The organism is Streptomyces sp. DH12 (genome assembly GCF_020873895.1).
Lineage (GTDB): Bacteria > Actinomycetota > Actinomycetes > Streptomycetales > Streptomycetaceae > Streptomyces.
On the sequence record NZ_JAHWGT010000043.1, the window covers coordinates 1 to 26821 of the forward strand.

The following is a 26821-nucleotide window of genomic DNA, read 5'->3' on the forward strand; positions in this document are numbered from 1 at the left end:
CCCCCCCCCCCCCCCCCCCCGCCCGTCGCACGTTGATCTACCCGGCAGTAGCATCCTGTCCATGGCAGACACCACCAAGCAGGCAGAGCGCACGGCGGCGAGGCTCGCCAAGCAGATCCAGGCGTTCGCCAAGGAGCACGGCGGCGCCCGGGGCCAGCTCGCGTACGTCGGGCAGGCGGGCACGCGCATCGTGCTGGTCGGCGAGGACGGCGGCTGGGGCGACCTGGTCGCGCCCGACCACCAGATCGCGCGGGACGCCGCCGAGAAGGCCGGCCTCACCCTCCAGGAGGACTTCGACGGCGAACTCGCCGCGAAGGTGCGCACCGGGCCGTACGAGTGGAGCCGGATGGCCGGCATCCAGATCGGCGGCAAGGGCGCCGAGGCCCGCCACGACGACTGACGCCGCCGCGACGGAGCCCCCGGCCGGCGGGACGCGTGGCCGGCGCGGGCCGGACGCGCGGCCGCGAGGCGCCCGGCCCGGCGAGGCGCCCCGGGACCGCCCGGCGCGATGAGCGCGCGACCGTGGCCGCCGCGCCCGGCCCCGGATCCGCACGCGCCGCCGTGTCCGGCACCGGATCCGTACGCGCCGCGTCCCGCACCGGATCCGCACCGCCGCCGCGCTCGGGCCGGCGGCCGCCGGGTACGCGAAGGCCCCCGCCGGGCATCCCGGCGGGGGCCTCTCGTCGTGCGCCCGGTCCTCGGTCGGCCTACGCGGCCGTCAGCGTCGCCTCACCCTCCCGGGTGGTGGGCTGCGGAGCCGGGTCCCCCGGGCGTTCGCGCAGGCTCAGCGCCAGTCGGAGCACGGCGACCCACAGCAGCGCCGAACCGAGCATGTGCGCCCCGACCAGCACCTCCGGCACGCCGGTGAAGTACTGGAGGTACCCCAGCCCGCCCTGGGCCACCACGATCACCAGCAGGTCCCGGCCGCGGGCCCGGACGTCGTCGGGGGCGTCGACCACGCGCAGCACGAAGAACATCGCCACCGCGCCGACGCACACCAGCCAGGCGAACGCCGCGTGGACCTGGGCCGCCGTCTCGTAGTCGAACGGCATGCGCGGTACGTCGCTGCTGTCGCCCGCGTGCTTGCCGCTGCCCGTCACGCCCGTACCGGCCGCGATGAGCACGCCGGAGACGCCGACCAGCGTCCAGCCGAGCTTGCGCACCGGCCCCGGCACGCGCGGGCGCGGGGCGCCGTCGCCCTCGCCGGCCCGCACCCAGGTGAGCGTGGCGACGGTCAGCAGCGCGTTCGCGGCGAGGAAGTGGCCGGCCACCGTCCAGGGGTTCAGCCCCATCCACACGGTGATGCCGCCGAGCACGGCGTTGCTCGCGACGATGAAGAACTGCAGCCAGCCCAGCCGGGACAGCGACCGCCGCCGCGGCTTGGTGGACCGCGCGGCGATGATGGCCCAGCCGACGGCCGCCGACAGGACGTAGGTCAGCATGCGGTTGCCGAACTCGATGGCCCCGTGGAGCCCCTGTTCCGGCGTCGCGAAGAGGCTGTCGTCGGTGCACTTGGGCCAGGTGTCGCACCCGAGGCCCGAGCCGGTCAGTCGGACGGCGCCGCCGGTGACGATGATGACGACGGTCATGACGACCGCCGACAGGGCGGCCCGCCGGAGCGTCCGGGGGGACGGGGTCCAGCGCTGGGCGATGTAGGCGAGGGGGGTCTGCACGCCCACCATCGTAGGCGGCCGCTTGTGCACGGATTCACGAGGGGTGGGTCCGGCGCGGAGGGGCCGGCGGGGCGACGGGGCGGCACCCGGCGGGGGCCCGCCGGGGCGACGGACGGCGCCCGCCGGCCGCCCGTCGCCTACTCCCAGCGGAAGAACCGGGCCGCCGCGCCCAGCCCCGCGACCGCCCAGGCGGCGAGGACGCCCAGGTCCGCCCAGGGCATGCCGGCGCCGTGCTGCAGCACGTCCCGCAGCCCGCCGGAGAGCGCCGAGATCGGCAGCAGCTCCAGTACCGTGCGGAGCCCCTCCGGGAAGCGGTCGAGCGGGACGACGACCCCGCCCCCGACCAGCAGCAGCAGGAAGACCAGGTTGGCGGCGGCCAGGGTGGCCTCGGCCCGCAGGGTGCCGGCCATCAGCAGGCCCAGCCCGGAGAACGCCGCCGTCCCCGCGACGAGCAGGAGCAGCACCGGGGCCACGCCGCCCTGCGGCGACCAGCCGAGCCCGAAGGCGATGGCCGTCAGCAGCAGGACCTGGAGGACCTCGGTGACCAGCACCGACAGGGTCTTGGCCGCCATGAGCGCCCAGCGCGGCAGCGGGGAGGCGCCGAGCCGCTTCAGCACGCCGTAGCGCCGCTCGAACCCGGTCGCGATGGCCTGCCCCGTGAAGGCGGTCGACATCACGGCGAGCGCGAGGACGCCCGGCGCGAGGAAGTCGACCGCGGGCCCGTCCCCGGTGTCGACGACGTCGACGGTGGAGAAGAGGACGAGCAGCAGCGACGGGATGACGACGGTCAGCAGCAGCTGCTCGCCGTTGCGCAGCAGCATCCGGGTCTCCAGGGCGGCCTGCGCGGCGATCATCCGCCACACGGGCGCGGCACCCGGCCGGGGGGCGTACGTACCGGCGCCGGCGCTCATCGGCGGGCCTCCCGCCGCGCGCACCCGTCCGCGCCGGGGCGGCCCGTGCGGGCCGGCTCCGTGCCGGTCCTGCCCGTACGGGCCCGGTCCGTGCGCGTCCCGACCGCGCCGGGGCGGCCCGTACCGTGCGTGTCCTGCCTCATCCGCGCAGCTCCTTGCCGGTCAGCTCCAGGAAGACGTCCTCCAGGGTGCGGCGCTCGACCGCCATGCCGTCGGGCAGCACACCGTGCTGGGCGCACCAGCTGGTGACGGTGGCGAGCAGCTGCGGGTCGACCGCGCCCCGGATCACATAGGTCCCCGGGGCGACCTCGTCGGCGGACGTGCCGTCCGGCAGGGCCTTCAGCAGGGAGCCGAGGTCCAGGCCGGGGCGGCCGGTGAAGCGCAGCGAGTTCTCCGCGCCGCCCCGGCACAGCTCCTCGGGGCTGCCCTGGGCGACGACCCGGCCCGCGTCGACGATCGCCACGTCGTCGGCGAGCTGCTCGGCCTCGTCCATGAAGTGCGTGGTGAGGACGGTGGTGACCCCGTCGGCGCGCAGTTCGCGCACCAGCTCCCAGGTGGCGCGCCGGGCCTGCGGGTCGAGGCCGGCCGTCGGCTCGTCGAGGAAGACCAGCTCGGGCCGGCCGACGACGGCCATGGCGAGCGCGAGCCGCTGCTGCTGCCCGCCGGACAGCCGCCGGTACGCCGTGCGCCCGCAGGAGCCGAGGCCGAGGCGCTCGACGAGGGCGTCCACGTCCAGCGGGTGGGCGTGGAGCCGGGCCGTGTGCCGCAGCATCTCCTCGGCGCGGGCGCCCGGGTAGACGCCGCCGGACTGGAGCATGACGCCGACGCGGGGCCGCAGCGCGGCCGCGTCGGCGACCGGGTCGAGGCCGAGGACGCGGACGGTGCCCGCGTCGGGGCGGCGGTAGCCCTCGCAGGTCTCGACCGTGGTGGTCTTGCCGGCCCCGTTGGGGCCGAGGACGGCGGTGACGCCGCCCGCGCGGACGTCGAGGTCGAGCCCGTCCACGGCGGTCTTCGTCCCGTACCGCTTGACCAGGCCGCGTACCCGGACGGCGGACTCGTTTCGCATGGGAGCGAGTCTAGAGAGCCGCGGGGGCCTTCCGGCCCGCGGGGCCCCGGCCCGTCCGCCCCACCTGCGCGAACGCCGCCCGGTGATCGTTTCCGCAGGTCAGGTTAGGTTTCCCTTAGTGACGCACGGCACCGCCGGCCCCCGGCGGAGCGGCTTGTCACTCTCTCGGGAATTACGCAACAATGGCGTTGTGAAAAACGTCGGTGAGGCTTCCACGACCTCCGGGGAGGAGCTCGCGACCGGGGAGCGTTCCACACGCAACCGGGTCGCGCGGTCCATCCTGGACCACGGACCGTCCACCGTCGCGGAGCTCGCGCAGCGGCTCGGCCTCACCCAGGCCGCCGTCCGCCGCCACCTGGACGCGCTCGTCGCGGACGACGTCGTCGCCCCGCGCGAGCAGCGCGTGTACGGCGCCCGCACCCGGGGCCGTCCCGCCAAGGTCTTCGCGCTGACCGACTGCGGGCGGGACGCCTTCGACCAGTCCTACGACAGCCTCGCGGTCGACGCCCTGCGCTGGATCGAGCAGAACGCCGGCGGCGAGGCCGCCGTCGCCGCCTTCGCGCGCGACCGGGTCGAGGCGCAGGCGGCGACGTACCGCGAGGCCGTCGAGGCGGCGCCGCCCCACGAACGGGCCCGGGCGCTGGCCAGGGCACTGAGCGCCGACGGGTACGCTGCGACGGCACGCGAGGCGCCGGTCGGCCAGGTGGGGCAGCAGCTGTGCCAGCACCACTGCCCGGTCGCCCACGTCGCGGAGCGCTACCCGCAGCTCTGCGAGGCGGAGACGGAGATCTTCTCCCGTCTGCTGGGGACCCACGTCCAGCGCCTGGCCACCATCGCGCACGGCGACGGGGTCTGCACGACGTTCATCCCGCACAGCGACCCGACATCCCCCAAGACCCCTTCATCACCATCCGCAAGCACGGCCGGGAGGAACCCCGCATGACCACCGAGATCAGCCACCCCGAGCTCGAGGGCCTGGGTCGGTACGAATATGGCTGGGCCGACTCCGACGCGGCGGGCGCCATCGCCAAGCGCGGGCTCAACGAGGACGTCGTCCGCGACATCTCCGCCAAGAAGAACGAGCCCGAGTGGATGCTGAAGCTGCGGCTGAAGGGTCTGCGCCTCTTCGGCAAGAAGCCCATGCCGACCTGGGGATCCGACCTCTCCGGCATCGACTTCGACAACATCAAGTACTTCGTCCGGTCCACGGAGAAGCAGGCGGCGTCCTGGGAGGACCTGCCCGAGGACATCAAGAACACGTACGACAAGCTCGGCATCCCCGAGGCGGAGAAGCAGCGCCTCGTCGCCGGTGTCGCGGCCCAGTACGAGTCCGAGGTCGTCTACCACCAGATCCGCGAGGACCTGGAGGAGCAGGGCGTCATCTTCCTCGACACCGACACCGCGCTGAAGGAGCACCCCGAGCTCTTCCAGGAGTACTTCGGCACGGTCATCCCCGTCGGCGACAACAAGTTCGCGTCGCTGAACACCGCGGTGTGGTCCGGCGGCTCGTTCATCTACGTCCCCAAGGGCGTGCACGTCGAGATCCCGCTGCAGGCCTACTTCCGGATCAACACGGAGAACATGGGCCAGTTCGAGCGGACGCTGATCATCGTCGACGAGGACGCCTACGTCCACTACGTCGAGGGCTGCACCGCGCCGATCTACTCCTCGGACTCGCTGCACAGCGCCGTGGTCGAGATCATCGTGAAGAAGGGCGCCCGCTGCCGCTACACGACGATCCAGAACTGGTCGAACAACGTCTACAACCTGGTCACCAAGCGCGCCGTGGCCTACGAGGGCGCGACCATGGAGTGGGTCGACGGCAACATCGGCTCCAAGGTCACGATGAAGTACCCGGCCGTCTACCTCATGGGCGAGCACGCCAAGGGCGAGACGCTCTCCATCGCCTTCGCGGGCGAGGGCCAGCACCAGGACGCCGGCGCCAAGATGGTCCACATGGCGCCGAACACCTCCTCCAACATCGTCTCCAAGTCGGTGGCGCGCGGCGGTGGCCGCACCTCCTACCGCGGCCTCATCGAGATCGGCGAGGGCGCCCCGGGCTCCAAGTCGAACGTGCTCTGCGACGCCCTGCTCGTCGACACGATCTCCCGCTCCGACACGTACCCGTACGTCGACGTGCGGGAGGACGACGTGTCCATGGGCCACGAGGCGACCGTCTCCAAGGTCTCCGAGGACCAGCTCTTCTACCTGATGAGCCGCGGCCTCTCCGAGTTCGAGGCCATGGCGATGATCGTGCGCGGCTTCGTCGAGCCGATCGCCAAGGAGCTGCCGATGGAGTACGCCCTGGAGCTCAACCGGCTGATCGAGCTGCAGATGGAGGGCTCGGTCGGCTGACCCGCCGCCCGTCCCAGGACCCGACGACGTACGCACGTAGGAAGAGAAACCACGACAGCCATGGCTGAGAACATCCCGGTGGGCTCCACCACCGCCGGCTCCATCGCGGTGGCGGCGGAGTCGACCGTCGCCACCCGCATGAGCGCCCCCCCGTCCTTCGACGTCGCGGACTTCCCCGTCCCGCACGGCCGCGAGGAGGAGTGGCGGTTCACGCCGCTGGAGCGCCTGCGCGGGCTGCACGACGGCACCGCCGTCGCCACCGGTGAGGGGGTGCGCGTCGACGTGACGGCGCCCGACGCCGTCACCGTCGAGACCGTCGGCCGCGACGACGCCCGCCTCGGCCGGGCCGGCACCCCCGTGGACCGGGTCGCCGCCCAGGCGTACTCCGCCTTCGAGAAGGCCACGGTCGTCTCCGTGCCCCGCGACACGGCGCTCTCCGAGCCCGTCCGCATCGCCGTGCACGGCCAGGGCGGCACCTCCTTCGGCCACCTGGTCGTCGAACTCGGCGCCTTCGCCGAGGCCGTCGTGGTCATCGACCACACCGGGGACGCGGTCCTCGCCGCCAACGTCGACTACGTCCTCGGCGACGGCGCGAAGCTCACCGTCGTCTCCGTCCAGGACTGGGACGACAAGACCGTCCACGTCGCGCAGCACAACACGCTCGTCGGCCGCGACGCCTCCTTCAAGTCCGTCGTCGTCACCTTCGGCGGGGACCTCGTCCGCATCCACCCGCGCGTCGAGTACGCCGGCACCGGCGGCGAGGCGCAGCTCTTCGGCCTGTACCTCACCGACGCCGGGCAGCACCAGGAGCACCGCCTCCTCGTCACGCACAACGCCCCGCACTGCACGTCCAACGTCGTGTACAAGGGCGCCCTCCAGGGCGACGCCGCGCACGCCGTGTGGATCGGCGACGTCCTCATCCAGGCCGCCGCCGAGGGCACCGACACCTACGAGATGAACCGCAACCTCGTCCTCACGGACGGCGCCCGCGTCGACTCGGTGCCGAACCTGGAGATCGAGACCGGCGAGATCGCCGGCGCCGGCCACGCCTCGGCGACCGGCCGTTTCGACGACGAGCAGCTCTTCTACCTGATGGCCCGCGGCATCCCGGAGACCGAGGCCCGCCGCCTCGTAGTCCGGGGCTTCTTCGCCGAGCTGCTCCAGCAGATCGGCCTGCCGGACGTCGAGGAGCGGCTCATCGAGAAGATCGAGGCCGAACTGGAGGCGTCCGTCTGATGGCCTTCGTCCGCGTCTGCGGCCTGAGCGAGCTGACGGAGGACACCCCCAAGCGGGTGGAACTCGACGGCACGCCCGTGTCGGTCGTCCTCACCGAGGGCGAGGTGTTCGCGATCAACGACATCTGCTCGCACGCGAACGTCTCCCTCTCGGAGGGAGAGGTCGAGGACTGCGCCATCGAGTGCTGGCTGCACGGCTCCAGCTTCGACCTCCGCACCGGCAAGCCGTCCGGCCTCCCCGCGACGCGCCCCGTCCCCGTGTACCCCGTAAAGATCGAAGGGGACGATGTGCTCGTCTCCGTCACCCAGGAGTCCTGAGTCACCCATGGCAACGCTTGAAATCCGCGACCTGCACGTCTCCGTCGAGGCCGACAACGCCACGAAGGAGATCCTCAAGGGCGTCGACCTGACCGTGAAGCAGGGCGAGACCCACGCCATCATGGGCCCCAACGGCTCCGGCAAGTCCACCCTCGCCTACTCGCTCGCCGGCCACCCCAAGTACACGATCACCGGCGGCACGGTGACCCTCGACGGCGAGGACGTCCTGGAGATGTCCGTCGACGAGCGCGCCCGCGCCGGCCTCTTCCTCGCCATGCAGTACCCGGTCGAGGTCCCCGGCGTCTCCGTCTCCAACTTCCTGCGCACCTCCGCCACCGCCGTCCGCGGCGAGGCCCCGAAGCTGCGCACCTGGGTGAAGGAGGTCAAGGAGGCCATGCAGCGCCTCAACATGGACCCCGCCTTCGCCGAGCGCAACGTCAACGAGGGCTTCTCCGGCGGCGAGAAGAAGCGCCACGAGATCCTCCAGCTGGAGCTCCTGCGGCCGAAGGTCGCGATCCTCGACGAGACGGACTCCGGTCTGGACGTCGACGCGCTGCGCGTCGTCTCCGAGGGCGTCAACCGCGTCCGCGAGTCCGGTGAGGTCGGCACCCTGCTGATCACCCACTACACGCGCATCCTGCGGTACATCAAGCCCGACCACGTCCACGTCTTCGCCGGCGGCAGGATCGTCGAGTCGGGCGGCCCCGAGCTCGCCGACAAGCTGGAGGCCGAGGGGTACGAGTCCTACACCGCGAAGGGCGGCGCATCGCTGTGAGCGACGCGCGCGAGGCCACCGGCCCGCAGCCGAGCCGCAACCCGCAGGTGCGCCTCGCGGGCGGAGAAGCGAACGAAAGGGGCGCAGCGTGACACAGCTTCCGGGCCTCCTCGACACCGAGGCGATCCGCAAGGACTTCCCGATCCTCGACCGGGTGCTCCACGACGGCAAGAAGCTCGTGTACCTGGACAACGCGGCGACCTCGCAGACGCCGCGCCAGGTCATCGACGTGCTCAGCGAGTACTACGAGCAGCACAACGCCAACGTCCACCGCGGCGTGCACGTCCTCGCCGAGGAGGCCACGGAGCTGTACGAGGGCGCCCGCGACAAGGTCGCCGCCTTCATCAACGCGCCCAGCCGCGACGAGGTCATCTTCACGAAGAACGCCTCGGAGTCGCTGAACCTCGTCGCGAACATGCTGGGCTGGGCGGACGAGCCCTACCGGGTGGACTCCGACACCGAGGTCGTCATCACGGAGATGGAGCACCACTCCAACATCGTCCCGTGGCAGCTGCTCGCGCAGCGCACGGGCGCGAAGCTGAAGTGGTTCGGGCTGACCGACGACGGCCGGCTCGACCTCTCCCGCATCGACGAGGTCATCACCCCGAAGACGAAGATCGTCTCCTTCGTGCTGGTCTCCAACATCCTCGGCACGTTCAACCCGGTCGAGGCGATCGTGCGCCGCGCCCAGGAGGTCGGCGCGCTCGTCCTCATCGACGCGTCGCAGGCCGCCCCGCACATGGTGCTGGACGTGCAGGCCCTCCAGGCCGACTTCGTGGCCTTCACCGGCCACAAGATGTGCGGTCCGACGGGCATCGGCGTCCTGTGGGGCCGCCAGGAGCTGCTGGAGGACCTCCCGCCGTTCCTCGGCGGCGGCGAGATGATCGAGACCGTCTCGATGAGCTCGTCGACGTACGCCCCCGCGCCGCACAAGTTCGAGGCCGGTACGCCGCCGATCGCCCAGGCCGTGGGCCTCGGCGCGGCGGTGGACTACCTCTCCGCGATCGGCATGGACCGGATCGCCGCTCACGAGCACGCGCTCACCGAGTACGCGATCCGGCGCCTGCGGGACGTCCCCGACCTGCGGATCATCGGCCCCACCACGGCCGAGGACCGCGGCGCGGCGATCTCCTTCACCCTCGGTGACATCCACCCGCACGACGTGGGCCAGGTCCTCGACGAGCAGGGCATCGCGGTCCGCGTCGGCCACCACTGCGCGCGGCCCGTCTGCCTGCGGTACGGAATTCCCGCGACCACGCGAGCGTCGTTCTATCTGTACTCCACGCCGGCCGAGGTCGACGCCCTGGTGGACGGTCTGGAGCACGTCCGCAATTTCTTCGGATGAGGGGCTGACGCGTGAAGCTGGATTCGATGTACCAGGACGTCATCCTGGACCACTACAAGCACCCGCACGGGCGGGGCTTGCGGGACGGCGACGCCGAGGTGCACCACGTCAACCCGACGTGTGGTGACGAGATCACGCTGCGTGTGAAGTACGACGGCTCCCGCGTCGCGGACGTCTCGTACGAGGGCCAGGGCTGCTCCATCAGCCAGGCGTCCGCCTCCGTGCTGAACGAGCTGCTCGTCGGCAAGGAGCTGGAGGAGGCGCAGCGGATCCAGGGCACGTTCCTGGAGCTGATGCAGTCGAAGGGCCGGTTGGAGCCGGACGAGGCGATGGAGGAGCTGCTGGAGGACGCCGTCGCGTTCGCCGGCGTCTCCAAGTACCCGGCCCGGGTGAAGTGCGCGCTGCTGAGCTGGATGGCGTGGAAGGACGCGACCGCCCAGGCACTGGACGGCGAGCCCGCGAAGGCGGAGGAAAAGACGGCATGAGCGAGAACGAGACGGCGACGATGAAGCCCGCCTCCGAGGACGAGGTCCGCGAGGCGCTGTACGACGTGGTCGACCCCGAGCTGGGGATCGACGTGGTCAACCTCGGCCTCATCTACGGCATCCACGTCGACGACTCCAACGTCGCCACGCTGGACATGACGCTCACCTCGGCGGCGTGCCCGCTGACGGACGTCATCGAGGACCAGGCGAAGGCGGCGACCGACGGGATCGTCAACGAGCTGAAGATCAACTGGGTCTGGATGCCCCCGTGGGGCCCGGACAAGATCACGGACGACGGGCGCGAGCAGCTGCGGGCGCTCGGCTTCAACGTCTGACACGGCGCGACCCGGACCCCGTCCGGGGCGACGGCCGTGCCCGCCGGTGACGCCGGCGGGCACGGCCGTTTCGCGTACCGGCCTCCCGCCGTGGATCCCGCGCCCGGCGCCCCGCGCGGCGGCGGATCGTTTACTCGCACCCCCTACGGGTGACAGCGCGCGTATCCCCGCGGCGGGTGGGGCAGCCACGGAGCGGCCCGTCCCGCCACGGGACGGGGCCTCGACCACTTCGTGAAAGGGAGTCCCCGTGCGCCGTCTCGCCACCGTCCTCGCCGCCACCGTCACCGTCCTCGGAGCCTTCGGGGTCCTCGCGCCCTCGGCCGGCGCCGTCGTCGACCCGTTGGCTGCCGTCCAGTGCCTGGCGGGCACCCCCGCGGACATCGCCGGGCTCGTCGACCCGTCGGCCCCCGGCGTCCCGACGGAGATCCCCGCCACGGGCTGCCTCGCCCCGTGAGCCGGCGGCGGCGGCCCGTCCGCACGGCACCACCCCCGGGCCGCCGCCCCGCCCCGCGTCCCATACGCGCCGCCCTCCGCCGCGTACCGCCCCCACCACCGCCCGCCCCGTACGGCAGTGCCCCCGCCCGCCGCGTACGGCAGTGCCCCCGCCCGCCCCGTAGGGCAGTGCCCCCGCCCGCCCCGTACGGCAGTGTCCCCGCGCGACCCCGTACCGCGGTGCCTCCACCGTCCCCCACCGCGCGGCCAGGCTTCCGTCCGGTGCTGTGGGGCGGTGGCTCGCCCGGTGAGACCGGTTAGCACGTCGGCGGGGCGGCCGGTTAGGTTCGGGGCATGACTTCTGCACCTCGTACCACCGGAGCCGTCGCGGCCGGTCTCGCCACCATCGCCGGCGACGGCACCGTCCTCGACACCTGGTTCCCCGCGCCCGAGCTGTCCGAGGCCGCCGGGCCCGCCGGGACCGAGCGACTCACCCCCGACCAGGCCGTCGACCTCCTCGGGGAGGGCGCCGCCCGCGCCGTCGGCGTCGACGCCCGCCGCGGCGTCGAGGTCGTCGCCGTGCGCACCACCATCGCCTCGCTGGACGAGAAGCCCCTCGACGCGCACGACGCCTACCTGCGCCTGCACCTGCTCAGCCACCGGCTCGTCCGGCCGCACGGGCAGAACCTCGACGGCGTCTTCGGGCTCCTCGCCAACGTCGCATGGACGAGCCTCGGCCCCGTCGCCGTCGACGACCTGGAGAGGGTCCGCCTCAACGCCCGCGCCGAGGGGCTGCACCTCCAGGTGACCAGCGTCGACAAGTTCCCCCGCATGACCGACTACGTCGCGCCGAAGGGCGTGCGCATCGCCGACGCGGACCGCGTGCGGCTCGGCGCGCACCTCGCGGCCGGCACCACCGTCATGCACGAGGGCTTCGTCAACTTCAACGCCGGCACGCTCGGCACCTCCATGGTCGAGGGCCGCATCTCCGCGGGCGTCGTCATCGGCGACGGCTCCGACATCGGTGGCGGCGCCTCCACGATGGGCACCCTCTCCGGCGGCGGCAACGTCGTCATCTCCGTCGGCGAGCGCTGCCTCATCGGCGCCGAGGCGGGCGTGGGCATCGCGCTGGGCGACGAGTGCGTCGTCGAGGCCGGGCTGTACATCACGGCCGGCACGCGCGTCACCCTGCCGGACGGGCAGGTCGTCAAGGCCCGCGAGCTGTCGGGCGCGTCGAACATCCTCTTCCGCCGCAACTCGGTCACCGGCACCGTCGAGGCCCGCCCCAACAACGCCGTCTGGGGCGGCCTCAACGACGTCCTGCACAGCCACAACTGACCCCGCCCGTCACCGTTCGTGTGACTCCGCGTGACCTCGGACCGTCCGGGCCGATTAACAGGTGGACGCAGGGTCACACGAAACGGCAAGGCGAGGAACGTACATGAAGATCACCAGGACGCTCGTGCTCACCGGAGTGCTCGCGCTGGCCGGGGCGTTCTCCGTCGGGGTCGCGCACGCGGACGAGGTCAACGACCGCGCGCACAACGGCCCCCGGGTCGCGCTGATCAACGCCGGGCAGATCGACGACCCGATGGAGGACGTGCTGGAGCACGTGGCGGTCCTCGGCCGGAACGTCGTCAACGGCAGCTGACCAGCTCCTCGTACGCCCGCCGCAGCCCGTCGACCGCCTCGCGGTCGGCGGGCTGCAGCGGTTCCCGGAGCGGGCCCGCGTCCAGCAGGGCCTTGGCCGTCACGGCACCCGGCAGCCCCGACGCCATCATCAGCTCCGTCAGCGGCAGCAGCCGCCGGTGCAGGCGGGCCGCCCCGGCCGTGTCGCCGGCGTCGAACGCGTCCAGCACCGCCCGCACCGGCCCGGGTGCCACGTTCGCCACGGTGCTGACGCAGCCGGCGCCGCCGATCGCGTACAGCGGCAGGTTCAGTTCGTCGCACCCCGAGTAGAGGGCGAGGGGCGTGCGGGAGAGCATCCTCGCCGCGCCCGCCAGGTCGTAGGAGCAGTCCTTCACGGCGACGATCCGCGGGTGGTCGGCGAGCCGCAGCACCGTCTCCGGCTCGATCCGCACCCCGGTGCGGCCCGGGATGTCGTACAGCGCCAGCGGGAGCCCCGTCGCGTCGGCGACCCGGCGGAAGTGCGCCTCCACGGCCGCCTGGGGAGGGCGGCTGAAGTACGGCGGGACGACGAGCAGGCCGTCGGCGCCGGCCGACTGCGCCTGCCGGGCCAGCTCGGCGGTGTGCGCGGTGTCCGCCGTGCCGACCCCCGCCACGAGCGCCACACCGTCCCCGACCGCCGCCCGGACCGCGCGCAGGAGCGCGGCCTTCTCGGCGTCGGAGGTGGTGGTCGACTCGCCGGTCGTGCCGTTGAGGACCAGCCCGTCGCACCCGCGGGCCACCAGGTCCGCCGCGAGCCGCGCGGCCCGGTCGAGGTCGGGCGCGTCACCGGAGGGGGTGAAGGGCGTCACCATCGCGCACAGGACGCGGCCGAAGGGAGGGGGAGTGCTGCCGTCGCGGGTCATTGGGGCAGTCTGCGGGCCTCGTCCTCGTAGGTCCACTTAGTTCTGCTTCGCCTCGGAGTGAAGCGGTGCTTAAGCGTGGCATGGCGGCGGACGACACGGGTACACGGGCTGCCCGTACGCGTACAGGAAGGGAGGCGATCCGCCGTGGCCGCAGAACCCTCGGTCGGCGAGCTGGTCAAGCGGGCTTCGGAGCAGCTGTCCGAGCTGGTCAGGGCCGAGCTGCGCACCGCCCAGGCCGAACTGGCCGTCAAGGGCAAGCGGGCCGGAGTCGGTGGCGGGCTGCTCGGGGGCGCGACCGCCCTCGCCTACATCGGGCTCATGGCGCTGGCCGGGACCTGCGTGGCGCTCCTCGCGCTGGTGCTGGAGGTCTGGGCGGCCGCCCTGATCGTGACCGTCGTCCTCTTCGCCGCCGCCGGCGCCCTGGCCCTCGCGGGCCGCGCCCAGCTGCGCAGGGCCACGCCGGCCCTGCCCGAGCGGGCCATGGACGGCATCCGCTCGGACATCGACGAGATCAAGGAGACGGTCCACCGATGACACGGCCCGACGAACTGCGCCTCGAAGCGGCGCAACGGCGCGAGGAACTGGTGGAGACGCTCGACCAGCTCGTGGCGAAGACGGACTTGCGGGCGCGGTTCGCCCGCGCGGACCACCGGCCGCTGGTGCTGGCGGCGGCGGTCGGGGTGGCGGTGGTGCTCGCCGGAGTGCTCCTCGGCCGGTCGAGGCAGGGGAAGGGACGTCGATGAGGGGACGGAAGGGCATGCGGGTGACGACGAAGAAGGCGAAGCGGAAGCAGAAGTTGATGTACCGGCCCGTCGGGCTGCTGCTGGGGCTCGCGGGCGGTGCCATCGCGAGCTCGCTGTTCGGCAAGGCGTGGGCGGCCGTCGGGCGGGGCAGCGACGCTCCCGACGCGCTGGACGAGGACCGCTCCTGGCGGGAGGTCCTGATCGCCGCCGCCCTCCAGGGGGCCATCTTCGCGGCGGTCCGGGCGGCCGTGGACCGCGGCGGTGCGACCGGGGTGCGACGGCTCACCGGGACGTGGCCCTCCGACCATTGACCTCAAGCGCGCTTGAGCTCCCAGGATGGGACTGCCCGGCCGGACCGCAGGGGTCCGGCCGGGCAGTCCGCCGAGGAGGCAGCATGACCGCGCACGTCCTTCCGCACGCCCGTCCCGACCTGACCCGCCCCGGGGTGGGCCTCGTGAAGGCCAGTACCTGGCGCGTCGGCACACCGGAGCGGCAGCGCGCCGCCGTCGACGCCATCGCCCGCACCTGGCTCGCGCGCGAGTGGCCCGTCGAGGGACTGCTCTCGTACACCGTCCACACCGGCGCGGACGGCGACACCCTGCTCCACTACTCGCAGTGGCGGTCCGAGGAGGACTACCAGGAGCTCGTCCGCACCGAGCGCACCGGCAGGAACGCCGAGATCGACGCCGCGGTGCCCGGCATCGAGCGCGTCGCGCTCCACTCGTACCGGCTCCACCGCAGCGCCGTGCCCGCGCCGGGCGACGACCGGGTGCCCGGGTGCGTGGTGATCGTGGACGTCGAGTTCGACGGCCCCGACCCGGCCCGCCAGAGCGACTGGGTGAACGCCGTGTTCGAGGCGCTCGACGAGGACCCCGAGCCGCACCCGGGGGGCATCTCCGCCCACTTCCACACCGGTCTGGACGCCACCCGGGTCCTGAACTACGCCGAGTGGGAGAGCGCCGCCGCCCACGAGGAGGCCCTGGCCGCACCCGGCGAGGGCGTCGGAGGGCTCACGCCGCGGTGGAGGCGGGTACGGACCTACCCCGGACTGGTCCGCAGCCGGGTGCGCCGCTACACGCCCGCGCTCAGTCTCGTCGCGGGCGGGTAGGGGCGGGTGGCGGCGGGGCGGGTCAGGGGCGGAAGCGCAGCACCTGCGGGTCGTGGTCGCTGTTCTGGTCGGCGAACTCCGCGTTGATGTGCACGCTGTCGTAACTGAAGTGGCGGATGCCGGGGCTGGTCAGGATCTGGTCCAGCACCTGGCTGTTGCCCTGGAAGACGTACGAGTAGCGCTCGGAGCGCGGCAGGCTGGTGACGGCCGCGCGCAGGGCGCCGCCGTCGGTGAGCGCCTTGGTCGTGTCCGAGAACTCGAAGTCGTTGATGTCGCCGAGGACCACGACGTCGGCGTCGCGCTGGACGGCGAGGACGTCCTTGACGAAGGCGTTGACGACCCGCGCCTGCTGGAGGCGCTTCACCTCGGAGGAACGGTTCGGCGGCTGGCGGTGCCCGACGATCGACTCGTCGCCGCCCTTCGAGCCGAAGTGGTTGGCCACCACGATGACGGTGCGGCCGCGGAAGGTGAACTCGCCCGCGAGCGGCTTGCGGCTGTTCTCCCAGGCGGCGTCGGCCGGGGCGATGCGGCCGGGCGAGAGGGTGAGCGCCGCCTTGCCGCGCTCCTTCACCACCCCGGTGGCCGTCGTCGCGTCGCCGCCCGCGCGGTCGGTGAAGGAGACACGGGCGGGGTTGAAGAGGAAGACCTGGCGGATGTTGCCGCCGGGCTCACCGCCGTCCTTGCCGTCCTGGGGGTCGACGGTGCGCCACGCGTACGCCGGTCCGCCGGCGGCGGCGATCGCGTCCGTGAACCGCTTCAGCGTCTCGCCGGCGGTGACGGTGCCGTCGTTCTTCGCGCCGTTGTCGTCCTGGATCTCCTCCAGGGCGAGGATGTCGGGGGAGGCGAGGTTGTCGACGACGGCCTTCGCGAGGGCGTCGAACTTCTCCTGCGGGTCGGTCGGGTCGAGGTTCTCCACGTTGTACGTGGCGACGGCCAGCTCGCTCCGGTGCTGCGGGCGGGTCCTCTCGCGCACGAGGCCGCGGTCCTGGAGGGTGCCGAGCGTCCGGGCGGTGAGGGTGTAGCCGCCGTACTGGTTGAAGTCGAGCGGGCCCTCGGTCACGCCCGCGAGGACGTCGCCGACGTTCGCGGTCGGGAAGGGCTGCTGGGCGAGCGGCACCAGCGACTGGACCTTCAGACGGCCGGTGTTCGGCGACTCGTACGAGCCGTAGACCGTGCCGCCGCGGCGGTTGGCGTTCTCGCGGGGCTTGACGGTCACCCACAGCTCGGCGTGGGCGTTGCTGGCGCCCACCACGCGCGATGAGCCGATGCGGACGTTGGTGCCCTCCAGCGACTCGTAGTAGTCCAGGGCGTAGCGGTCGGGGCGCAGCGGCAGGCCGTTGACCGAGCCGCCGGCCGCCGGGTCGCCCGCGGGCGTGTACGCGTCCGGCACGGAGCGGGCCGTGACGGTCACGGGGGCGGGCACCGGGTTGCCGGAGGAGACGACGGTGACGGTCGGCTTCGATATCTGGGTGAGCGACTGGTTGCCGGAGTTGAGGCCGCCCGGGACGTACTCGGTGACCGTGCCCGACACCGTGACGGCGTCGCCGACGGCGACGGTCGGCTTCGAGCTGGTGAAGACGAAGACACCCTCGCTGGTCGCCGCGTCCCCGTCGCCTCCCGGGTCCTGGAACCAGAAGCCGCGCGAGCCGTGGTCCCGGACGCCCGTGACGACGCCGGGGACGTCCGTGACGCGCTGCCCGACGAGCGGGGAGACGCGGGTGGAGCCCTGGACGTCGTGGATGCGGACGGTGTCGGTCGTGTCCGCCGCCGACGTGGAGGCGCCGGCGAGCAGGCCGCCGGCCAGGGCGGCGGTGACGACGGCGGAGACGGCCGCGGTTCTCGGCAGGGAGGAAGCCATGGAGGGACTCCAAGGGGTGGTGGGAGGTGAGGGTGCGTGGAGTGGCCGGAAACCAAGGGGTGGCCGCTCTACGCGCGTCAATCTGTGCGGAGGGCGGGGTCGTTGTCAAGGGGTTCCGGGTGGAGGCCGTCTGACAGGTTCATGAACGCCGGACATGCCCCCGAATGCGTCTACGCTGGGGGCGGCTTGAGCCCGGACCGCCGCCGACGCACGTCCCGAGGAGTAACCGCTGATGCCCGTAGACCGCCCGACCCTGCCGCCGGTGCGCCTCCGACCGGACGCCGAACTGGCGCGGGCCGCGCTGGCCGCGCCGCTGCTGGCGCGCGCCGTGCGGCTCGCCCGCTGGGCCGGTCCGCAGACCCGGGTCGGCGCGGGCGGCGAACTCGTGGACGCCCAGCTGGGCGACGCCGCCGAGGCGCTGGGGCTGCCCCGGGACGAGGAGGGCGAGGCGTACGCGAGCGAGGCGTGGCGGGTCGCCGTCGACACCGGGCTGGTGGAGGTCCACGACCCCGCGGACGGCGGGGACCGAGCGGACGGCGGGGACGGCGGGGACGCCACGGGTACGGCCGGGCCGGGCGAGGCCCTGCCGCTGGTGACCCGCGGCGGCCCGCAGGACGTCCTCGCCCTCTGGCTGGACGGCCTGGAGACCGTCTTCGCCGACGCCGCCGCGCCCGTCCTGGACGACGTCGACGCGCTCGTCGGCGCGGACGGCACCCTCGACTTCGAGGCGCTGGACTGGGACCCGGAGGCGGAGGCCGCGTTCCTCGACGGGGTCCTCGCCAACCTCTACGCGCTGACCGTCGCCGAGCACGGGGCCGCCGACGGGCCCGTGCCGCTGCCGGCGCTCGCCGCCTCCGTCATCGTCCCCGAGGACATGGGCGAGCCGACGGACGACGTGCTGGAGCAGGTGTCCGAGGCGATGATGCGGCTCGACGACCAGTTCCGGGTGCTGGAGCCGATGGGCCTGGTCGAGTACCGCCCCGTCGACGAGGACCTGATGACGGAGGAGGGCGCCGACGAGCCAGCGCCCGCCGATCTCGACGAGGAGGACGTCGCCCGCTACGGGATGGTGCGGCTCACCCCGCTCGGCCTGTACGGCGTCCGCAGCCGCCTGCTGGAGGCGGGGGTCGCCGCGCCCGCCGTCGGTGACCTCGCCGAGCGGGGCGCCGACGAACTGCTCGGCGCCGTGGGCGGGTTCCCGCAGGCGGCGGCGCGCGCGGAGACGGAGCAGTGGCTGGCCGGCCGCGAGCCCGTCGAGGCCGCCCGCGACCTGCTCGCCGCGGCCCGGGGCGCCGACGCGGGCTCCCCGCTGCGGCGCCTGCACTGCCAGCAGGCGCTCGCCCTGGTCGGCGCCGGGGCCGAACCGGCCGTACGGGAGGTCCTCGACGACCCGCAGCTCGGCGGGCTCGCCCGGGTGTGGCTGGCCGAGCGGGGCGCGGCCGACGTGCCGGCTCCGCCGGAGTCGATGATCTACTGGTTGGCCATCGACACGATCGCCGCCCAACTGGACGCGGACGGCGACCTGGACGAGCTCCAGGACCTCGTCGAGGGGCTGACCGGCCGGCACAGCGGCTTCTTCGACGAGGCGTGGCGCGTCGAGCACCCCTCGACGCCCGAGGTGCTGGAGGCGATGGGGCGCCTGCACCGCGACCGGCAGCTCGCCAAGGACGCCCGCAAGGCGGCCTTCAAGGCCCGCTCGCGCGCCGGTTCCTGACGCGCGGCGGGTCCTTCCGCGCGCTGCCGGCGGGCGGTGCGCGGTCTTGCCCCGCACGCCCCCGGCGCGCCGGGCCGGGGGCGTGCGGGCGCGGGCCGGTCGGGGGTGTCCGGCCACGCGGCCGACCGGGGCGGGACACGCGGCGTTCAGCGCCCGTTCGGACGCGGGCGTGAGCGTGGGGCGTCACCAGCCGCCCACCAGGGAGAACCCATGTCGCTCACCCGCAGGGAGTTCGCCGCCACCGGCACGGCCCTCGCCCTCACCGGCAGCGTCGGCGCCCTCGCCACCGCGCCGGGTGCCGTCGCCGCCCCCCACCAGGCGGGCGGCCGCGGGTACGGTCCGCTGCTCGACGACCCGGCCGGGCTGCTCGCCCTCCCCGCCGGCTTCTCCTACCGGGTCCTCACCCACGCCGGCATCACCCGCCTGGAGACCGGCGAGCCCACCCCCGACCGCCACGACGGCACGGCCGCCTTCCCCGGCCCCCGGGGCGTCACCCTCCTGGTCAACAACCACGAGCTGAAGGGCCCCCGCGCCCGGTGGGAGCACCCGGTCCCGCTCACCGACGGGCTGGTCTACGACCCGGCCGCGGCCGGCGGCTGCACCGTGGTGGAGGTGCGCCGTGACGGCCGCACCGCCGAGTGGGTGGGCATCGCCGGCACGTCCACCAACTGCGCCGGCGGCGCCACGCCGTGGGGCACCTGGCTCACCTGCGAGGAGAACTCCGACCGGGCCGGCGAGAACGGCATGACCCGCGACCACGGCTACGTCTTCGAGGTCGACCCCGTCGACCGGCGCGCCAACCGGGACCCGCGCCCGGTGAAGGCGTTCGGGCGCTTCGACCACGAGGCGGTGGTCGTCGACCCGCGGCGCGGCCACGCCTACCTGACCGAGGACGCCTCCGGCCCCAACGGGCTCTTCTACCGGTGGGTGCCCCCGCACGGCTTCCGGCACGGCCGCGGCCGGCTGCGCACCCTCGCCGACGACGCCGGGGTGCTCCAGGCGCCGCGCTGCTTCGACTCCGGCGGCCGGTTCGTCGACGACCTGTCGCGCGCCACGCGGACCGGCACCGTCCTCGGCGTCGACTGGGTGGACGTGCCCGACCGGGACGCCTCGTCCGTCCCGGTGCGCGAGCAGTTCGGCGAGGACGCCGTCACGCGGGGCCGGAAGCTGGAGGGCATGTGGTGGGCGGACGGCGGCGCCTACCTCGTCTCCTCGTACGCCCGCGCCGAGAGCCCCGGCACCCCGCACGACGGGCAGGTGTGGTTCTACGACCCCCGGCGCCGCACCCTCACCCTCAAGGTGCTCCTCGGAGTCAACGCCGACCCGGGCGCGGACGGCGCCCTCGACGGCCCCGACAACATCACCGTCTCCCCGTACGGCGGCCTGGTCGTCGCCGAGGACGGCGCGGGGGTCCAGCACCTCTTCGGCGCGACGGACTCCGGGCGCACCTACCCGATCGCCCGCAACGACCTCAACGACTCGGAGTTCGCCGGTGTCGTCTTCTCGCCGGACGGCGGGACGCTGTACGCCTGCATCCAACGGCCCGGGATCCTCCTCGCCGTCACCGGACCCTGGCACCGGGCGCCGCGCCGCTGAGCCCGGCGGCGGGGGAGCCGGCGGACGGGCCGGCCGGCTCCGGCCGGGCCCCCCGGCCCGGTCGGGTGCCCGGCCCGGTCCGGGCGCGGGCGGCCCCGGCGGATCCCCGCGGCCGCCCGCGCCGGGCGGCTACAGCGCCGCCGCCGCCGGCTTCACCATGCCGCGGACCGTGCGGGACTTCACGAACTCGCCCATCGCGGTCATCTCCCACTCGCCGGAGAACTGCCGGATCAGCTTGCACATGAGCACGCCCGTCTGCGGCTCGGCGCCCGTCAGGTCGAAGCGGACCAGCTCCTCGCCGGTCGTGCCGTCCAGGAGCCGGCAGTACGCCTTGGCGACCTCGGTGAACTTCTGGCCGGAGAAGGAGTTCACCGTGAAGACCAGGCCGGTCGCGTCGGCGGGCAGCCGGCCCAGGTCGACGGTGATGACCTCGTCGTCGCCCGCGCCCTCGCCCGTGAGGTTGTCGCCGGAGTGGCGGATCGAGCCGCCCAGGATGGTCAGCTTGCCGAAGTAGCAGCTGTCCAGGTGGTTGCGCTGCGGGCCGTAGGCGATGACGGAGGCGTCCAGGTCGATGTCCTTGCCGCGGAAGGCGGGCTCCCAGCCCAGGCCCATCTTCACCTGCGACAGCAGCGGACGGCCGCCCTTGACCAGGGAGACCGTCTCGTTCTTCCGGAGGCTGACCCGTCCCTTGTCGAGGTTGACCTTGCCGGGCGCCGCGGGAGGGGCGGGGGGCGCCGGGGGAGCGGCGGCCGCCGGCGCGGGGGCGGCGGGGGGCGACGCCTGAGGAGCCGGGGCGGGGGCCGGCGTCGGGGTCGGGGGCGTCTCCTCGACCGTCACGCCGAAGTCCGTGGCGATGCCGGCGAGCCCGTTCGCGTACCCTTGGCCCACCGCGCGGGCCTTCCAGGCGTCGCCCCGCCGGTACACCTCGATGACGACGAGCGCCGTCTCGGAGCCGAGCCGGGGCGGGGTGAACGTCGCGAGGACCGCGCCGGTGGCGGCGTCCCGGATGGTCGCGGTGGGCTCGGTGCCCTCGAACGTCCGGCCCGCGGCGTCCGGGCTGGCCGTGACCACGATCCGGTCGACGTCCGCGGGCACCGCCGCCGTGTCGACGGTGATCGCGTCGGGCGCGGAGCCACCGCCGGACCGGTAGGTGACGCCGGGGCCCGACGGCTGGTTGTAGAAGATGAAGTCGTCGTCGGAGCGCACCTTGCCGTGGGCGGTGAGCAGCAGGCCCGATACGTCCAGCCGCACGGGGGCGGTGACGTCCACCGCCACGCGCGGTGCGGACAGGGGGATGTTCGAGCCGGGGGTCATAGCTGTCATGACTGACGTAACGAGCGACTCCGCTTTACCGTTCCCTTACCTTCGGCCACCCCGGTTACGGGGGTGGTCCCGGGCAGTCCGCTCGTTGCCGTGGCGGTAGGCCCCGGTCCAGCGGGCCATCACGAGCTGCGGGTCGCCGGCGGCGGTCTCGGCGAGGAACTTCTCGGCGCGGCCGCCCCTGAGGGTTCCCGCGGCGCGGCCCCGGTGCGCGATCTCCACGGTGCCGTCCGCGTGCCGTGCGTAGCCGAAGCCCTGAGGTCGTGGCATGCCCCCATGATCGTGCAGGGGGTGGCCGGGCGGCACCCGGTTTTCCCGGGCGCCTATCCTTCGACGGCGTGAGCGCAGGCACCGTTTTTCGCACGGGGGACGTGGAGGAGGCGCGCCGGGAGATCGGGGCGCGCTTCTACGCCACCTTCATCGACGTCATCGAGGAGCAGGGGCGGCGCTTCTCGGCGTGCTTCGACACGGTCCGCCTGGGGGCGCTGGTCGTCGGGGACATGCGGTGCGGCGCCGACGTCCGGCTGCGCTTCGGCGAACTCGGCGCGTACCACGTGAACGTGCCGCTCAGCGGGCGGCTGGAGGTCCGGCAGGGCGGCGGGCGGGTGGTGACGGCGACGCCCGCGTCCGGCACGGTGCTCGACCCGTGCGGGAGCGTGGTCGTCGAGCGCTGGGCGGGGGACTGCCGGGTGATCGCCGTCAAGGCGGACACGGCCGCGCTGCGGTGGCGGCTGGAGGAGCTGCTGGGTCGCACCCCGCCGCGCGGACTCGTGCTGCGGCCGGCACTCGACCTGACGAGCGGGGCGGGGCGCGACTGGGCGGAGCTCGTACGCCGGTTGGCCCGCGAGGCCGCCGACCCCACCGGGCTGGCCCAGCACCCGCTGGTCGCCGCGCCCCTGCAGGACGCGCTGCTCTCGGGGCTGCTGCTGGCGGCGGACCACCCCTACCGCGACGAGCTCGACGAGCCGGGCCGCACCCTGCGCCCGACACCGGTCAAACGGGTCATGGACGCGGTGCGGGAGCGGCCCGAACACCCCTTCACCGCCACGGAACTGGCCGGCCTCGCGCGCGTGAGCACCCGCAGGCTCCAGGAGTCCTTCCGCACGCACGTGGGGACGACCCCGATGGGGTACGTCCGGGACGTGCGGCTGGCGCGGGTCCGCGACGAGCTGCGCTGCGCCGAGCCGGACAGCGGGCTGACGGTCAGCGAGGTCGCCTGGCGCTGGGGCTTCACGCACCTGGGGCGGTTCGCGGCCCGGTACCGGGAGCGCTTCGGGGAGGCTCCCTCGCAGACCCTGCACGCCCCGCCGCCCGGCGGTCCGCGGTGAGGGGCCGGCGGGGGCCGCGCCGTCCTCGGGTGCGCCGCGCAACGCGGACAGCGGGCCGCGCTCAGTGGATCATTGATCGTTCGGGCGGCCCCTACTGTCGATCACGACGCGTCGACGGCGTGCCCGTCCCCCGTGGGTACGCCGCCGCGTCCGCGTCGCAGGTCCGGCCCGCATCGCCCCCCGTGAGACCGGGCCGGACCTGCACGCCTCCCCTCCGAGGGCCCTTCCCCGCCCGGACCCGCGCCTGAGCCTCCGGCAGCCCGTCCGGCAATCCCAGGCGGCAGCCCCGTCCGGCGGCCCCGTCCGGCGGCTCGGCGCCGTGGCCCGCCGCCGTGGCCCGCGCCGGCCGGTCGGTGCGCACCGTGCGCTGCGGCTCCTTCAGCGCTGCCAGCGGGGCGGATCGGTGCAGAAGTGGCCGCCGAGGTGGGCGTGGTCGGGGTTCTCGTCGTCGAGGTCGCCCTGCTCGGCCAGCAGCCGCGCCGCGTGGGGCTCGGAGTCGTCCCGGGGCGCGTACCCGAGGGCGCGGGCGGGCGCGAGGTCCCACCACAACCGGGTGTTGGCGGAGGAGCCGTAGACGACCGTGTGGCCGACGTCCTCGGCGGTGAGCGCCGCGTGGAAGAGGCGGGCGGCGTCGGCCGGGCTGAGCCAGACGGAGAGCATCCGCACGGAGGTGGGCTCGGGGAAGCAGGAGCCGATGCGGACGGAGACCGTCTCCAGGCCGTGCCGGTCCCAGTACAGCTGAGCCAGGTCCTCGCCGAAGCACTTCGACAGGCCGTAGAAGGTGTCCGGGCGGTGCGGGGCGTCGACCGGGATCAGCGGGTCCCCCGCGCGCGGGCGCGGGGTGTAGCCGACGGCGTGGTTGCTGGAGGCGAAGACGATCCGGCGGACGCCCTCCTCGCGGGCGGCCTCGTAGAGGTGGTACGTGCCCTCGACGTTGGCGCGCAGGATCCGGTCGAAGGGGGCTTCCAGGGAGATGCCCGCGAGGTGGATGATCGCGTCGACGCCCCGGACCGCCTCGCGCAGTGCCGCCCGGTCGGCGAGGTCGGCGGTGACGGCGTCGGGAGCGCCCTCCACGGGGGCGACGTCGAGCAGGCGCAGGGTGTACCCGTACGCGGGCAGCAGCTCGCGCATCAGGGTGCCGAGGCCGCCGGCGGCGCCGGTGAGCAGGACGGTGCGATCAGCGGGCATCGGTGGGGCTCCCTGCGGATACGTAGACATCATTCACAAGTGTGGAAACGCTAGTGAGCTGGCCGCACGGGGTCAAGGGGTGAGCCAGGCAGGGGGGTTCGAGCCTTGACCCGCAGCTCGACGCTGGCCTAGCGTGCAGGAAGTTCACACATATGGACATCGTCCCGTGCACTGTCCGGTGTCTCGCCGTGCGTCGCCGGGCCGCTGCGACGGCTTCGCCCAGGGAGCGCCCGTGACCCCACCCCCGCTCGCCGGCCGGCTCGACGGCCTGCTGTTCTTCCCCGTCACCGCCTTCGGGCCGGACGGCGCGCTCGACCTGGACGTCTTCCGGGCGCACGTGCGCGCCGGCGTGGAGGCGGGCGCCGGCGCGGTCTTCGCCTGCTGCGGCACCGGCGAGTTCCACGCCCTCACGCCCGAGGAGTTCCGGGCCTGCGTGGCGGCCGCCGTCGAGGAGACCGCCGGACGGGTGCCGGTGGTGGCCGGTACCGGGTACGGCACCGCCCTCGCCGTGCGGTACGCCCGGCTCGCCGAGGAGGCGGGCGCCGACGGCCTCCTCGCCCTGCCGCCCTACCTCGTCGCCGCCGACCAGGCGGGGCTGCTGCGCCACTACACCGCCCTGGCCGCGGCCACCGCCCTCGACGTCGTCGTCTACCAGCGCGACAACGCCGTCCTCACCCCGCAGACGGCCGTCGCCCTCGCCCGCACCGAGGGGATCGTCGGCCTGAAGGACGGCCGCGGCGACCTGGAGCTGATGCAGCGCCTCATCAGCGCCGTACGCGCCGAAGGGCTCGACCTGCTGTACTTCAACGGCCTGCCCACCGCCGAACTCACCGCCCCCGCCTACCGGGGCATCGGCGTCAACCTGTACTCCTCCGCCGTCTTCTGCTTCGCCCCCGACATCGCCCTCGCCTTCCACCGGGCCCTGGACGCCGGCGACGACACCACCGTGCGGCGGCTCGTCGACGGCTTCTACCGGCCGCTGGTCGACCTGCGCACCCGGGGGCGGGGGTACGCCGTCTCCCTCGTCAAGGCGGGCGTCCGCCTGGGCGGCCTGGACGTCGGCGGGGTCCGCCCGCCGCTCGGCGAACCCGCGCCCGCCCACGTCGAGGAACTGGCCCGCGTCATCGAGCGCGGCCGCGCCCTGCTGGAGGGCGAGCGGTGAGGGCCTCCGCCTTCCTCTACCCCTGGGACGTCGTCGGCGACCCCGAGGCCGCCGGGCGGATCGCCGACCTCGGCGTCCGTCAGGTCACCCTCGCCTCCGCGTACCACTCCACGCGCGCCCTCACCCCGCGCCACCCGCGCCACCGCCTGGTCACCGCCGGCCACGCCGCCGTCCTCTACCCGCCGGACCCCGCCCGCTGGGCCGGCCGGGACATCGCGCCGTACGCGGCGGGGGAGTGGGCGCCCGGCGACGCCTACGGGGAGGCCGCCGCCGCCCTGGAAGCCGCCGGGCTGGACGTCCACAGCTGGGTCGTCCTCGCCCACAACTCCCGCCTGGGCGCCGAGCACCCGGGCACCTCCGTCGTCAACGCCTACGGCGACCGATACCCGTGGGCGCCGTGCATCGCGCGGCCCGCCGTGCGGGAGTACCTCGTCGCGCTGGCCGCCGAGGCCGCGGTCCGGCCCGGGGCGGGCGGCACCGAACTGGAGTCGTGCGGCTGGTACGGGATGGCCCACCTGCACGCCCACGACAAGATCGCGGGCGTCGCCCTCGGGGACGCCGCCCAGTACCTGATGTCGCTGTGCTTCTGCGCCGCCTGCCGCGACGGATACGCCGGCGAGGGCCTGGACCCGGACGCGACGGCCGCGGCCGTGCGCCGGGCCCTCGCACCGGTGTGGGCCGCGGGCGGCTCGACCGGCGCGGGCTGGCCGGCCGTCCGCGAACTGCTGGGCGCCGACCTCGCCGACGCCACCCTCGCCTGGCGCACCCGCGCCGCCCGCGACCTCCAGGAGGCGGCGGTCGCCGCCGTACGGGCGGCCGCGCCCCCCGGCTTCCAAGTCCTCCTGCACGCCGACCCCGCCCCGTACCGCACCGGCGCCAACCCCGGGGTCGACCCCGCGCACGTCCTGTCCGTCGCGGACGGCGTCGTCCTGCCCTGCGCGGGCGGCGGCGCGGAGGCCGTGCTGCCCCCGTTCGCCGCCCACGCGCGCGGGGAGGCGGTCCTCGCCGCCAACCTCACGGTGGTCGCCGGCATGGGGGGTTCCCCGGCCACGCTCGCCGCCGACGCAGCCCGCGCGCGGGAGCTGGGCGCCGGCCAACTGCGCCTGTACCACGCCGGGCTGGCCTCCGACGCGGACCTGGCCGCCGTCCGGGCCGCCCTGCGCGCGCTCGCCGCCGCCCCGGCCTGAACGACCCGGGCGGCGGTGCGGTCGCGACCCGCCCGGCAGCCGCCTCCCGCCCCGTCGCCGCCCCCGCGCCCGGGTCCCCTCCCGCGCCCGCCCGCCGCCGTGCCGCGCGCACCCGGGCCCCGCGCCCACCCGGGCCCCGCGCGCCCGAGCACCCGC

Annotated in this window: 30 protein-coding genes; 21 read left to right on the plus strand and 9 right to left on the minus strand. The window is 74.3% G+C overall.

Annotated features, from left to right (window positions below):
• Positions 1–61: 61 nt before the first annotated feature.
• Entirely contained in the window at positions 62–400 is a 339-nt protein-coding gene (locus LPA54_RS28695; RefSeq protein WP_228983085.1) for a hypothetical protein, read from the plus strand.
• Positions 401–707: 307 nt separating this feature from the next.
• Here the strand turns inward: LPA54_RS28695 and LPA54_RS28700 are convergent, their stop codons facing one another.
• From LPA54_RS28700 to LPA54_RS28715, 4 genes are all read right to left on the minus strand, one after another.
• Complete coding sequence (locus LPA54_RS28700) at positions 708–1682, minus strand: heme A synthase (protein ID WP_228983087.1); 975 nt, start codon at positions 1680–1682, stop codon at positions 708–710.
• A 128-nt stretch (positions 1683–1810) separates the two neighbouring features.
• Positions 1811–2584: an ABC transporter permease gene (locus LPA54_RS28705; RefSeq protein WP_228983088.1), complete on the minus strand. Its 774-nt coding sequence runs from the start codon at positions 2582–2584 to the stop codon at positions 1811–1813.
• On the minus strand, positions 2581–2727 hold the full coding sequence (locus LPA54_RS28710) for a hypothetical protein (protein ID WP_228983090.1): 147 nt from the start codon (positions 2725–2727) through the stop codon (positions 2581–2583). The genes LPA54_RS28705 and LPA54_RS28710 overlap by 4 nt, the downstream gene beginning before the upstream one ends.
• Entirely contained in the window at positions 2724–3650 is a 927-nt protein-coding gene (locus tag LPA54_RS28715; protein ID WP_228983091.1) for an ABC transporter ATP-binding protein, read from the minus strand. The genes LPA54_RS28710 and LPA54_RS28715 overlap by 4 nt, the downstream gene beginning before the upstream one ends.
• A 190-nt stretch (positions 3651–3840) precedes the next feature.
• Here LPA54_RS28715 and LPA54_RS28720 point away from each other — a divergent pair, with 190 nt between their 5' ends.
• From LPA54_RS28720 to LPA54_RS28770, 11 genes are all read left to right on the plus strand, one after another.
• On the plus strand, positions 3841–4593 hold the full coding sequence (locus LPA54_RS28720; protein ID WP_228983092.1) for a metalloregulator ArsR/SmtB family transcription factor: 753 nt from the start codon (positions 3841–3843) through the stop codon (positions 4591–4593).
• Positions 4590–6005: a Fe-S cluster assembly protein SufB gene (gene sufB / locus LPA54_RS28725; protein ID WP_228983104.1), complete on the plus strand. Its 1416-nt coding sequence runs from the start codon at positions 4590–4592 to the stop codon at positions 6003–6005. Before LPA54_RS28720 ends, sufB begins: the two co-directional genes overlap by 4 nt.
• A gap of 60 nt (positions 6006–6065) precedes the next feature.
• Positions 6066–7241: a Fe-S cluster assembly protein SufD gene (gene sufD, locus LPA54_RS28730; protein WP_228983107.1), complete on the plus strand. Its 1176-nt coding sequence runs from the start codon at positions 6066–6068 to the stop codon at positions 7239–7241.
• Positions 7241–7558 (plus strand): bifunctional 3-phenylpropionate/cinnamic acid dioxygenase ferredoxin subunit, encoded by a 318-nt coding sequence (locus tag LPA54_RS28735; protein WP_228983108.1) that lies wholly within the window; start codon positions 7241–7243, stop codon positions 7556–7558. Before sufD ends, LPA54_RS28735 begins: the two co-directional genes overlap by 1 nt.
• Positions 7559–7565: 7 nt before the next feature.
• Positions 7566–8333 (plus strand): Fe-S cluster assembly ATPase SufC, encoded by a 768-nt coding sequence (gene sufC / locus LPA54_RS28740; protein WP_228983110.1) that lies wholly within the window; start codon positions 7566–7568, stop codon positions 8331–8333.
• Between the two features lie 88 nt (positions 8334–8421).
• On the plus strand, positions 8422–9678 hold the full coding sequence (locus LPA54_RS28745; RefSeq protein WP_228983112.1) for a cysteine desulfurase: 1257 nt from the start codon (positions 8422–8424) through the stop codon (positions 9676–9678).
• Between the two features lie 11 nt (positions 9679–9689).
• On the plus strand, positions 9690–10163 hold the full coding sequence (gene sufU, locus LPA54_RS28750; RefSeq protein WP_228983114.1) for a Fe-S cluster assembly sulfur transfer protein SufU: 474 nt from the start codon (positions 9690–9692) through the stop codon (positions 10161–10163).
• On the plus strand, positions 10160–10498 hold the full coding sequence (locus LPA54_RS28755) for a metal-sulfur cluster assembly factor (protein ID WP_228983117.1): 339 nt from the start codon (positions 10160–10162) through the stop codon (positions 10496–10498). The genes sufU and LPA54_RS28755 overlap by 4 nt, the downstream gene beginning before the upstream one ends.
• 247 nt (positions 10499–10745) lie before the next feature.
• Complete coding sequence (locus LPA54_RS28760) at positions 10746–10952, plus strand: hypothetical protein (protein ID WP_228983119.1); 207 nt, start codon at positions 10746–10748, stop codon at positions 10950–10952.
• Positions 10953–11284: 332 nt separating this feature from the next.
• Complete coding sequence (dapD, locus tag LPA54_RS28765; protein ID WP_228983120.1) at positions 11285–12268, plus strand: 2,3,4,5-tetrahydropyridine-2,6-dicarboxylate N-succinyltransferase; 984 nt, start codon at positions 11285–11287, stop codon at positions 12266–12268.
• A gap of 103 nt (positions 12269–12371) precedes the next feature.
• A complete protein-coding gene (locus LPA54_RS28770) occupies positions 12372–12581 on the plus strand; it encodes a hypothetical protein (RefSeq protein ID WP_228983123.1) in 210 nt (69 codons plus the stop codon).
• Here the strand turns inward: LPA54_RS28770 and dapA are convergent.
• Positions 12568–13461, minus strand: a complete 894-nt coding sequence (gene dapA / locus LPA54_RS28775) for a 4-hydroxy-tetrahydrodipicolinate synthase (protein ID WP_228983125.1) — start codon at positions 13459–13461, stop codon at positions 12568–12570. The two genes, LPA54_RS28770 and dapA, sit on opposite strands and share 14 nt — an antisense overlap.
• A gap of 144 nt (positions 13462–13605) precedes the next feature.
• On the opposite strand from dapA, the gene LPA54_RS28780 reads away from it, so the two are divergent.
• The 4 genes from LPA54_RS28780 to LPA54_RS28795 all read left to right on the plus strand — a co-directional run bounded on the left by LPA54_RS28780 (position 13606) and on the right by LPA54_RS28795 (position 15312).
• On the plus strand, positions 13606–13995 hold the full coding sequence (locus LPA54_RS28780; RefSeq protein ID WP_228983128.1) for a phage holin family protein: 390 nt from the start codon (positions 13606–13608) through the stop codon (positions 13993–13995).
• Positions 13992–14204: a hypothetical protein gene (locus tag LPA54_RS28785; RefSeq protein WP_228983130.1), complete on the plus strand. Its 213-nt coding sequence runs from the start codon at positions 13992–13994 to the stop codon at positions 14202–14204. The genes LPA54_RS28780 and LPA54_RS28785 overlap by 4 nt, the downstream gene beginning before the upstream one ends.
• A complete protein-coding gene (locus LPA54_RS28790; protein WP_228983133.1) occupies positions 14201–14515 on the plus strand; it encodes a DUF4235 domain-containing protein in 315 nt (104 codons plus the stop codon). Before LPA54_RS28785 ends, LPA54_RS28790 begins: the two co-directional genes overlap by 4 nt.
• 83 nt (positions 14516–14598) lie before the next feature.
• Positions 14599–15312, plus strand: coding sequence for an antibiotic biosynthesis monooxygenase (locus LPA54_RS28795; protein ID WP_228983136.1), 714 nt, complete (start codon positions 14599–14601; stop codon positions 15310–15312).
• Between the two features lie 22 nt (positions 15313–15334).
• Here LPA54_RS28795 and LPA54_RS28800 read toward each other — a convergent pair whose 3' ends face one another.
• Positions 15335–17170, minus strand: coding sequence for an endonuclease/exonuclease/phosphatase family protein (locus tag LPA54_RS28800; RefSeq protein WP_228983139.1), 1836 nt, complete (start codon positions 17168–17170; stop codon positions 15335–15337).
• 232 nt (positions 17171–17402) lie between these two features.
• Here LPA54_RS28800 and LPA54_RS28805 point away from each other — a divergent pair, with 232 nt between their 5' ends.
• Both LPA54_RS28805 and LPA54_RS28810 read left to right on the plus strand, forming a co-directional pair.
• Positions 17403–18884, plus strand: coding sequence for a hypothetical protein (locus tag LPA54_RS28805; protein ID WP_228983140.1), 1482 nt, complete (start codon positions 17403–17405; stop codon positions 18882–18884).
• Between the two features lie 210 nt (positions 18885–19094).
• Positions 19095–20480, plus strand: a complete 1386-nt coding sequence (locus tag LPA54_RS28810) for an alkaline phosphatase PhoX (RefSeq protein ID WP_228983151.1) — start codon at positions 19095–19097, stop codon at positions 20478–20480.
• Positions 20481–20609: 129 nt separating this feature from the next.
• Here LPA54_RS28810 and LPA54_RS28815 read toward each other — a convergent pair whose 3' ends face one another.
• The gene (locus LPA54_RS28815; RefSeq protein ID WP_228983229.1) at positions 20610–21794 is read right to left on the minus strand and encodes a TerD family protein; all 1185 of its coding nucleotides are present in this window, start codon (positions 21792–21794) and stop codon (positions 20610–20612) included.
• A gap of 45 nt (positions 21795–21839) precedes the next feature.
• The gene (locus tag LPA54_RS28820; protein WP_228983155.1) at positions 21840–22070 is read right to left on the minus strand and encodes a hypothetical protein; all 231 of its coding nucleotides are present in this window, start codon (positions 22068–22070) and stop codon (positions 21840–21842) included.
• A 68-nt stretch (positions 22071–22138) separates the two neighbouring features.
• Between LPA54_RS28820 and LPA54_RS42945 the strand changes: the two genes are divergently transcribed.
• Positions 22139–23128 carry an AraC family transcriptional regulator gene (locus LPA54_RS42945; RefSeq protein WP_228983158.1) on the plus strand — a complete coding sequence of 330 codons (990 nt, stop codon included), beginning with the start codon at positions 22139–22141 and terminating at the stop codon, positions 23126–23128.
• A gap of 378 nt (positions 23129–23506) precedes the next feature.
• On the opposite strand, the gene LPA54_RS28830 is transcribed toward LPA54_RS42945, so the two are convergent.
• On the minus strand, positions 23507–24316 hold the full coding sequence (locus LPA54_RS28830) for an NAD(P)-dependent oxidoreductase (protein WP_228983161.1): 810 nt from the start codon (positions 24314–24316) through the stop codon (positions 23507–23509).
• Positions 24317–24548: 232 nt separating this feature from the next.
• Between LPA54_RS28830 and LPA54_RS28835 the strand changes: the two genes are divergently transcribed.
• Complete coding sequence (locus LPA54_RS28835; protein WP_228983164.1) at positions 24549–25478, plus strand: 5-dehydro-4-deoxyglucarate dehydratase; 930 nt, start codon at positions 24549–24551, stop codon at positions 25476–25478.
• Positions 25475–26665 (plus strand): hypothetical protein, encoded by a 1191-nt coding sequence (locus LPA54_RS28840; protein WP_228983167.1) that lies wholly within the window; start codon positions 25475–25477, stop codon positions 26663–26665. The genes LPA54_RS28835 and LPA54_RS28840 overlap by 4 nt, the downstream gene beginning before the upstream one ends.
• Positions 26666–26821 lie beyond the last annotated feature (156 nt).

Bases quoted from the DNA above. Each gene is read 5' to 3' on its own strand.
- LPA54_RS28695 (WP_228983085.1), top strand. From the start codon at position 62: ATGGCAGACACCACCAAGCAGGCAGAGCGCACGGCGGCGAGGCTCGCC.
- LPA54_RS28700 (WP_228983087.1), bottom strand. From the start codon at position 1,682: ATGGTGGGCGTGCAGACCCCCCTCGCCTACATCGCCCAGCGCTGGACC.
- LPA54_RS28705 (WP_228983088.1), bottom strand. From the start codon at position 2,584: ATGAGCGCCGGCGCCGGTACGTACGCCCCCCGGCCGGGTGCCGCGCCC.
- LPA54_RS28710 (WP_228983090.1), bottom strand. From the start codon at position 2,727: ATGAGGCAGGACACGCACGGTACGGGCCGCCCCGGCGCGGTCGGGACG.
- LPA54_RS28715 (WP_228983091.1), bottom strand. From the start codon at position 3,650: ATGCGAAACGAGTCCGCCGTCCGGGTACGCGGCCTGGTCAAGCGGTAC.
- sufB (WP_228983104.1), top strand. From the start codon at position 4,590: ATGACCACCGAGATCAGCCACCCCGAGCTCGAGGGCCTGGGTCGGTAC.
- sufD (WP_228983107.1), top strand. From the start codon at position 6,066: ATGGCTGAGAACATCCCGGTGGGCTCCACCACCGCCGGCTCCATCGCG.
- LPA54_RS28735 (WP_228983108.1), top strand. From the start codon at position 7,241: ATGGCCTTCGTCCGCGTCTGCGGCCTGAGCGAGCTGACGGAGGACACC.
- sufC (WP_228983110.1), top strand. From the start codon at position 7,566: ATGGCAACGCTTGAAATCCGCGACCTGCACGTCTCCGTCGAGGCCGAC.
- LPA54_RS28755 (WP_228983117.1), top strand. From the start codon at position 10,160: ATGAGCGAGAACGAGACGGCGACGATGAAGCCCGCCTCCGAGGACGAG.
- dapD (WP_228983120.1), top strand. From the start codon at position 11,285: ATGACTTCTGCACCTCGTACCACCGGAGCCGTCGCGGCCGGTCTCGCC.
- LPA54_RS28770 (WP_228983123.1), top strand. From the start codon at position 12,372: ATGAAGATCACCAGGACGCTCGTGCTCACCGGAGTGCTCGCGCTGGCC.
- dapA (WP_228983125.1), bottom strand. From the start codon at position 13,461: ATGACCCGCGACGGCAGCACTCCCCCTCCCTTCGGCCGCGTCCTGTGC.
- LPA54_RS28785 (WP_228983130.1), top strand. From the start codon at position 13,992: ATGACACGGCCCGACGAACTGCGCCTCGAAGCGGCGCAACGGCGCGAG.
- LPA54_RS28790 (WP_228983133.1), top strand. From the start codon at position 14,201: ATGAGGGGACGGAAGGGCATGCGGGTGACGACGAAGAAGGCGAAGCGG.
- LPA54_RS28795 (WP_228983136.1), top strand. From the start codon at position 14,599: ATGACCGCGCACGTCCTTCCGCACGCCCGTCCCGACCTGACCCGCCCC.
- LPA54_RS28800 (WP_228983139.1), bottom strand. From the start codon at position 17,170: ATGGCTTCCTCCCTGCCGAGAACCGCGGCCGTCTCCGCCGTCGTCACC.
- LPA54_RS28805 (WP_228983140.1), top strand. From the start codon at position 17,403: ATGCCCGTAGACCGCCCGACCCTGCCGCCGGTGCGCCTCCGACCGGAC.
- LPA54_RS28810 (WP_228983151.1), top strand. From the start codon at position 19,095: ATGTCGCTCACCCGCAGGGAGTTCGCCGCCACCGGCACGGCCCTCGCC.
- LPA54_RS28815 (WP_228983229.1), bottom strand. From the start codon at position 21,794: ATGACCCCCGGCTCGAACATCCCCCTGTCCGCACCGCGCGTGGCGGTG.
- LPA54_RS28820 (WP_228983155.1), bottom strand. From the start codon at position 22,070: ATGCCACGACCTCAGGGCTTCGGCTACGCACGGCACGCGGACGGCACC.
- LPA54_RS28830 (WP_228983161.1), bottom strand. From the start codon at position 24,316: ATGCCCGCTGATCGCACCGTCCTGCTCACCGGCGCCGCCGGCGGCCTC.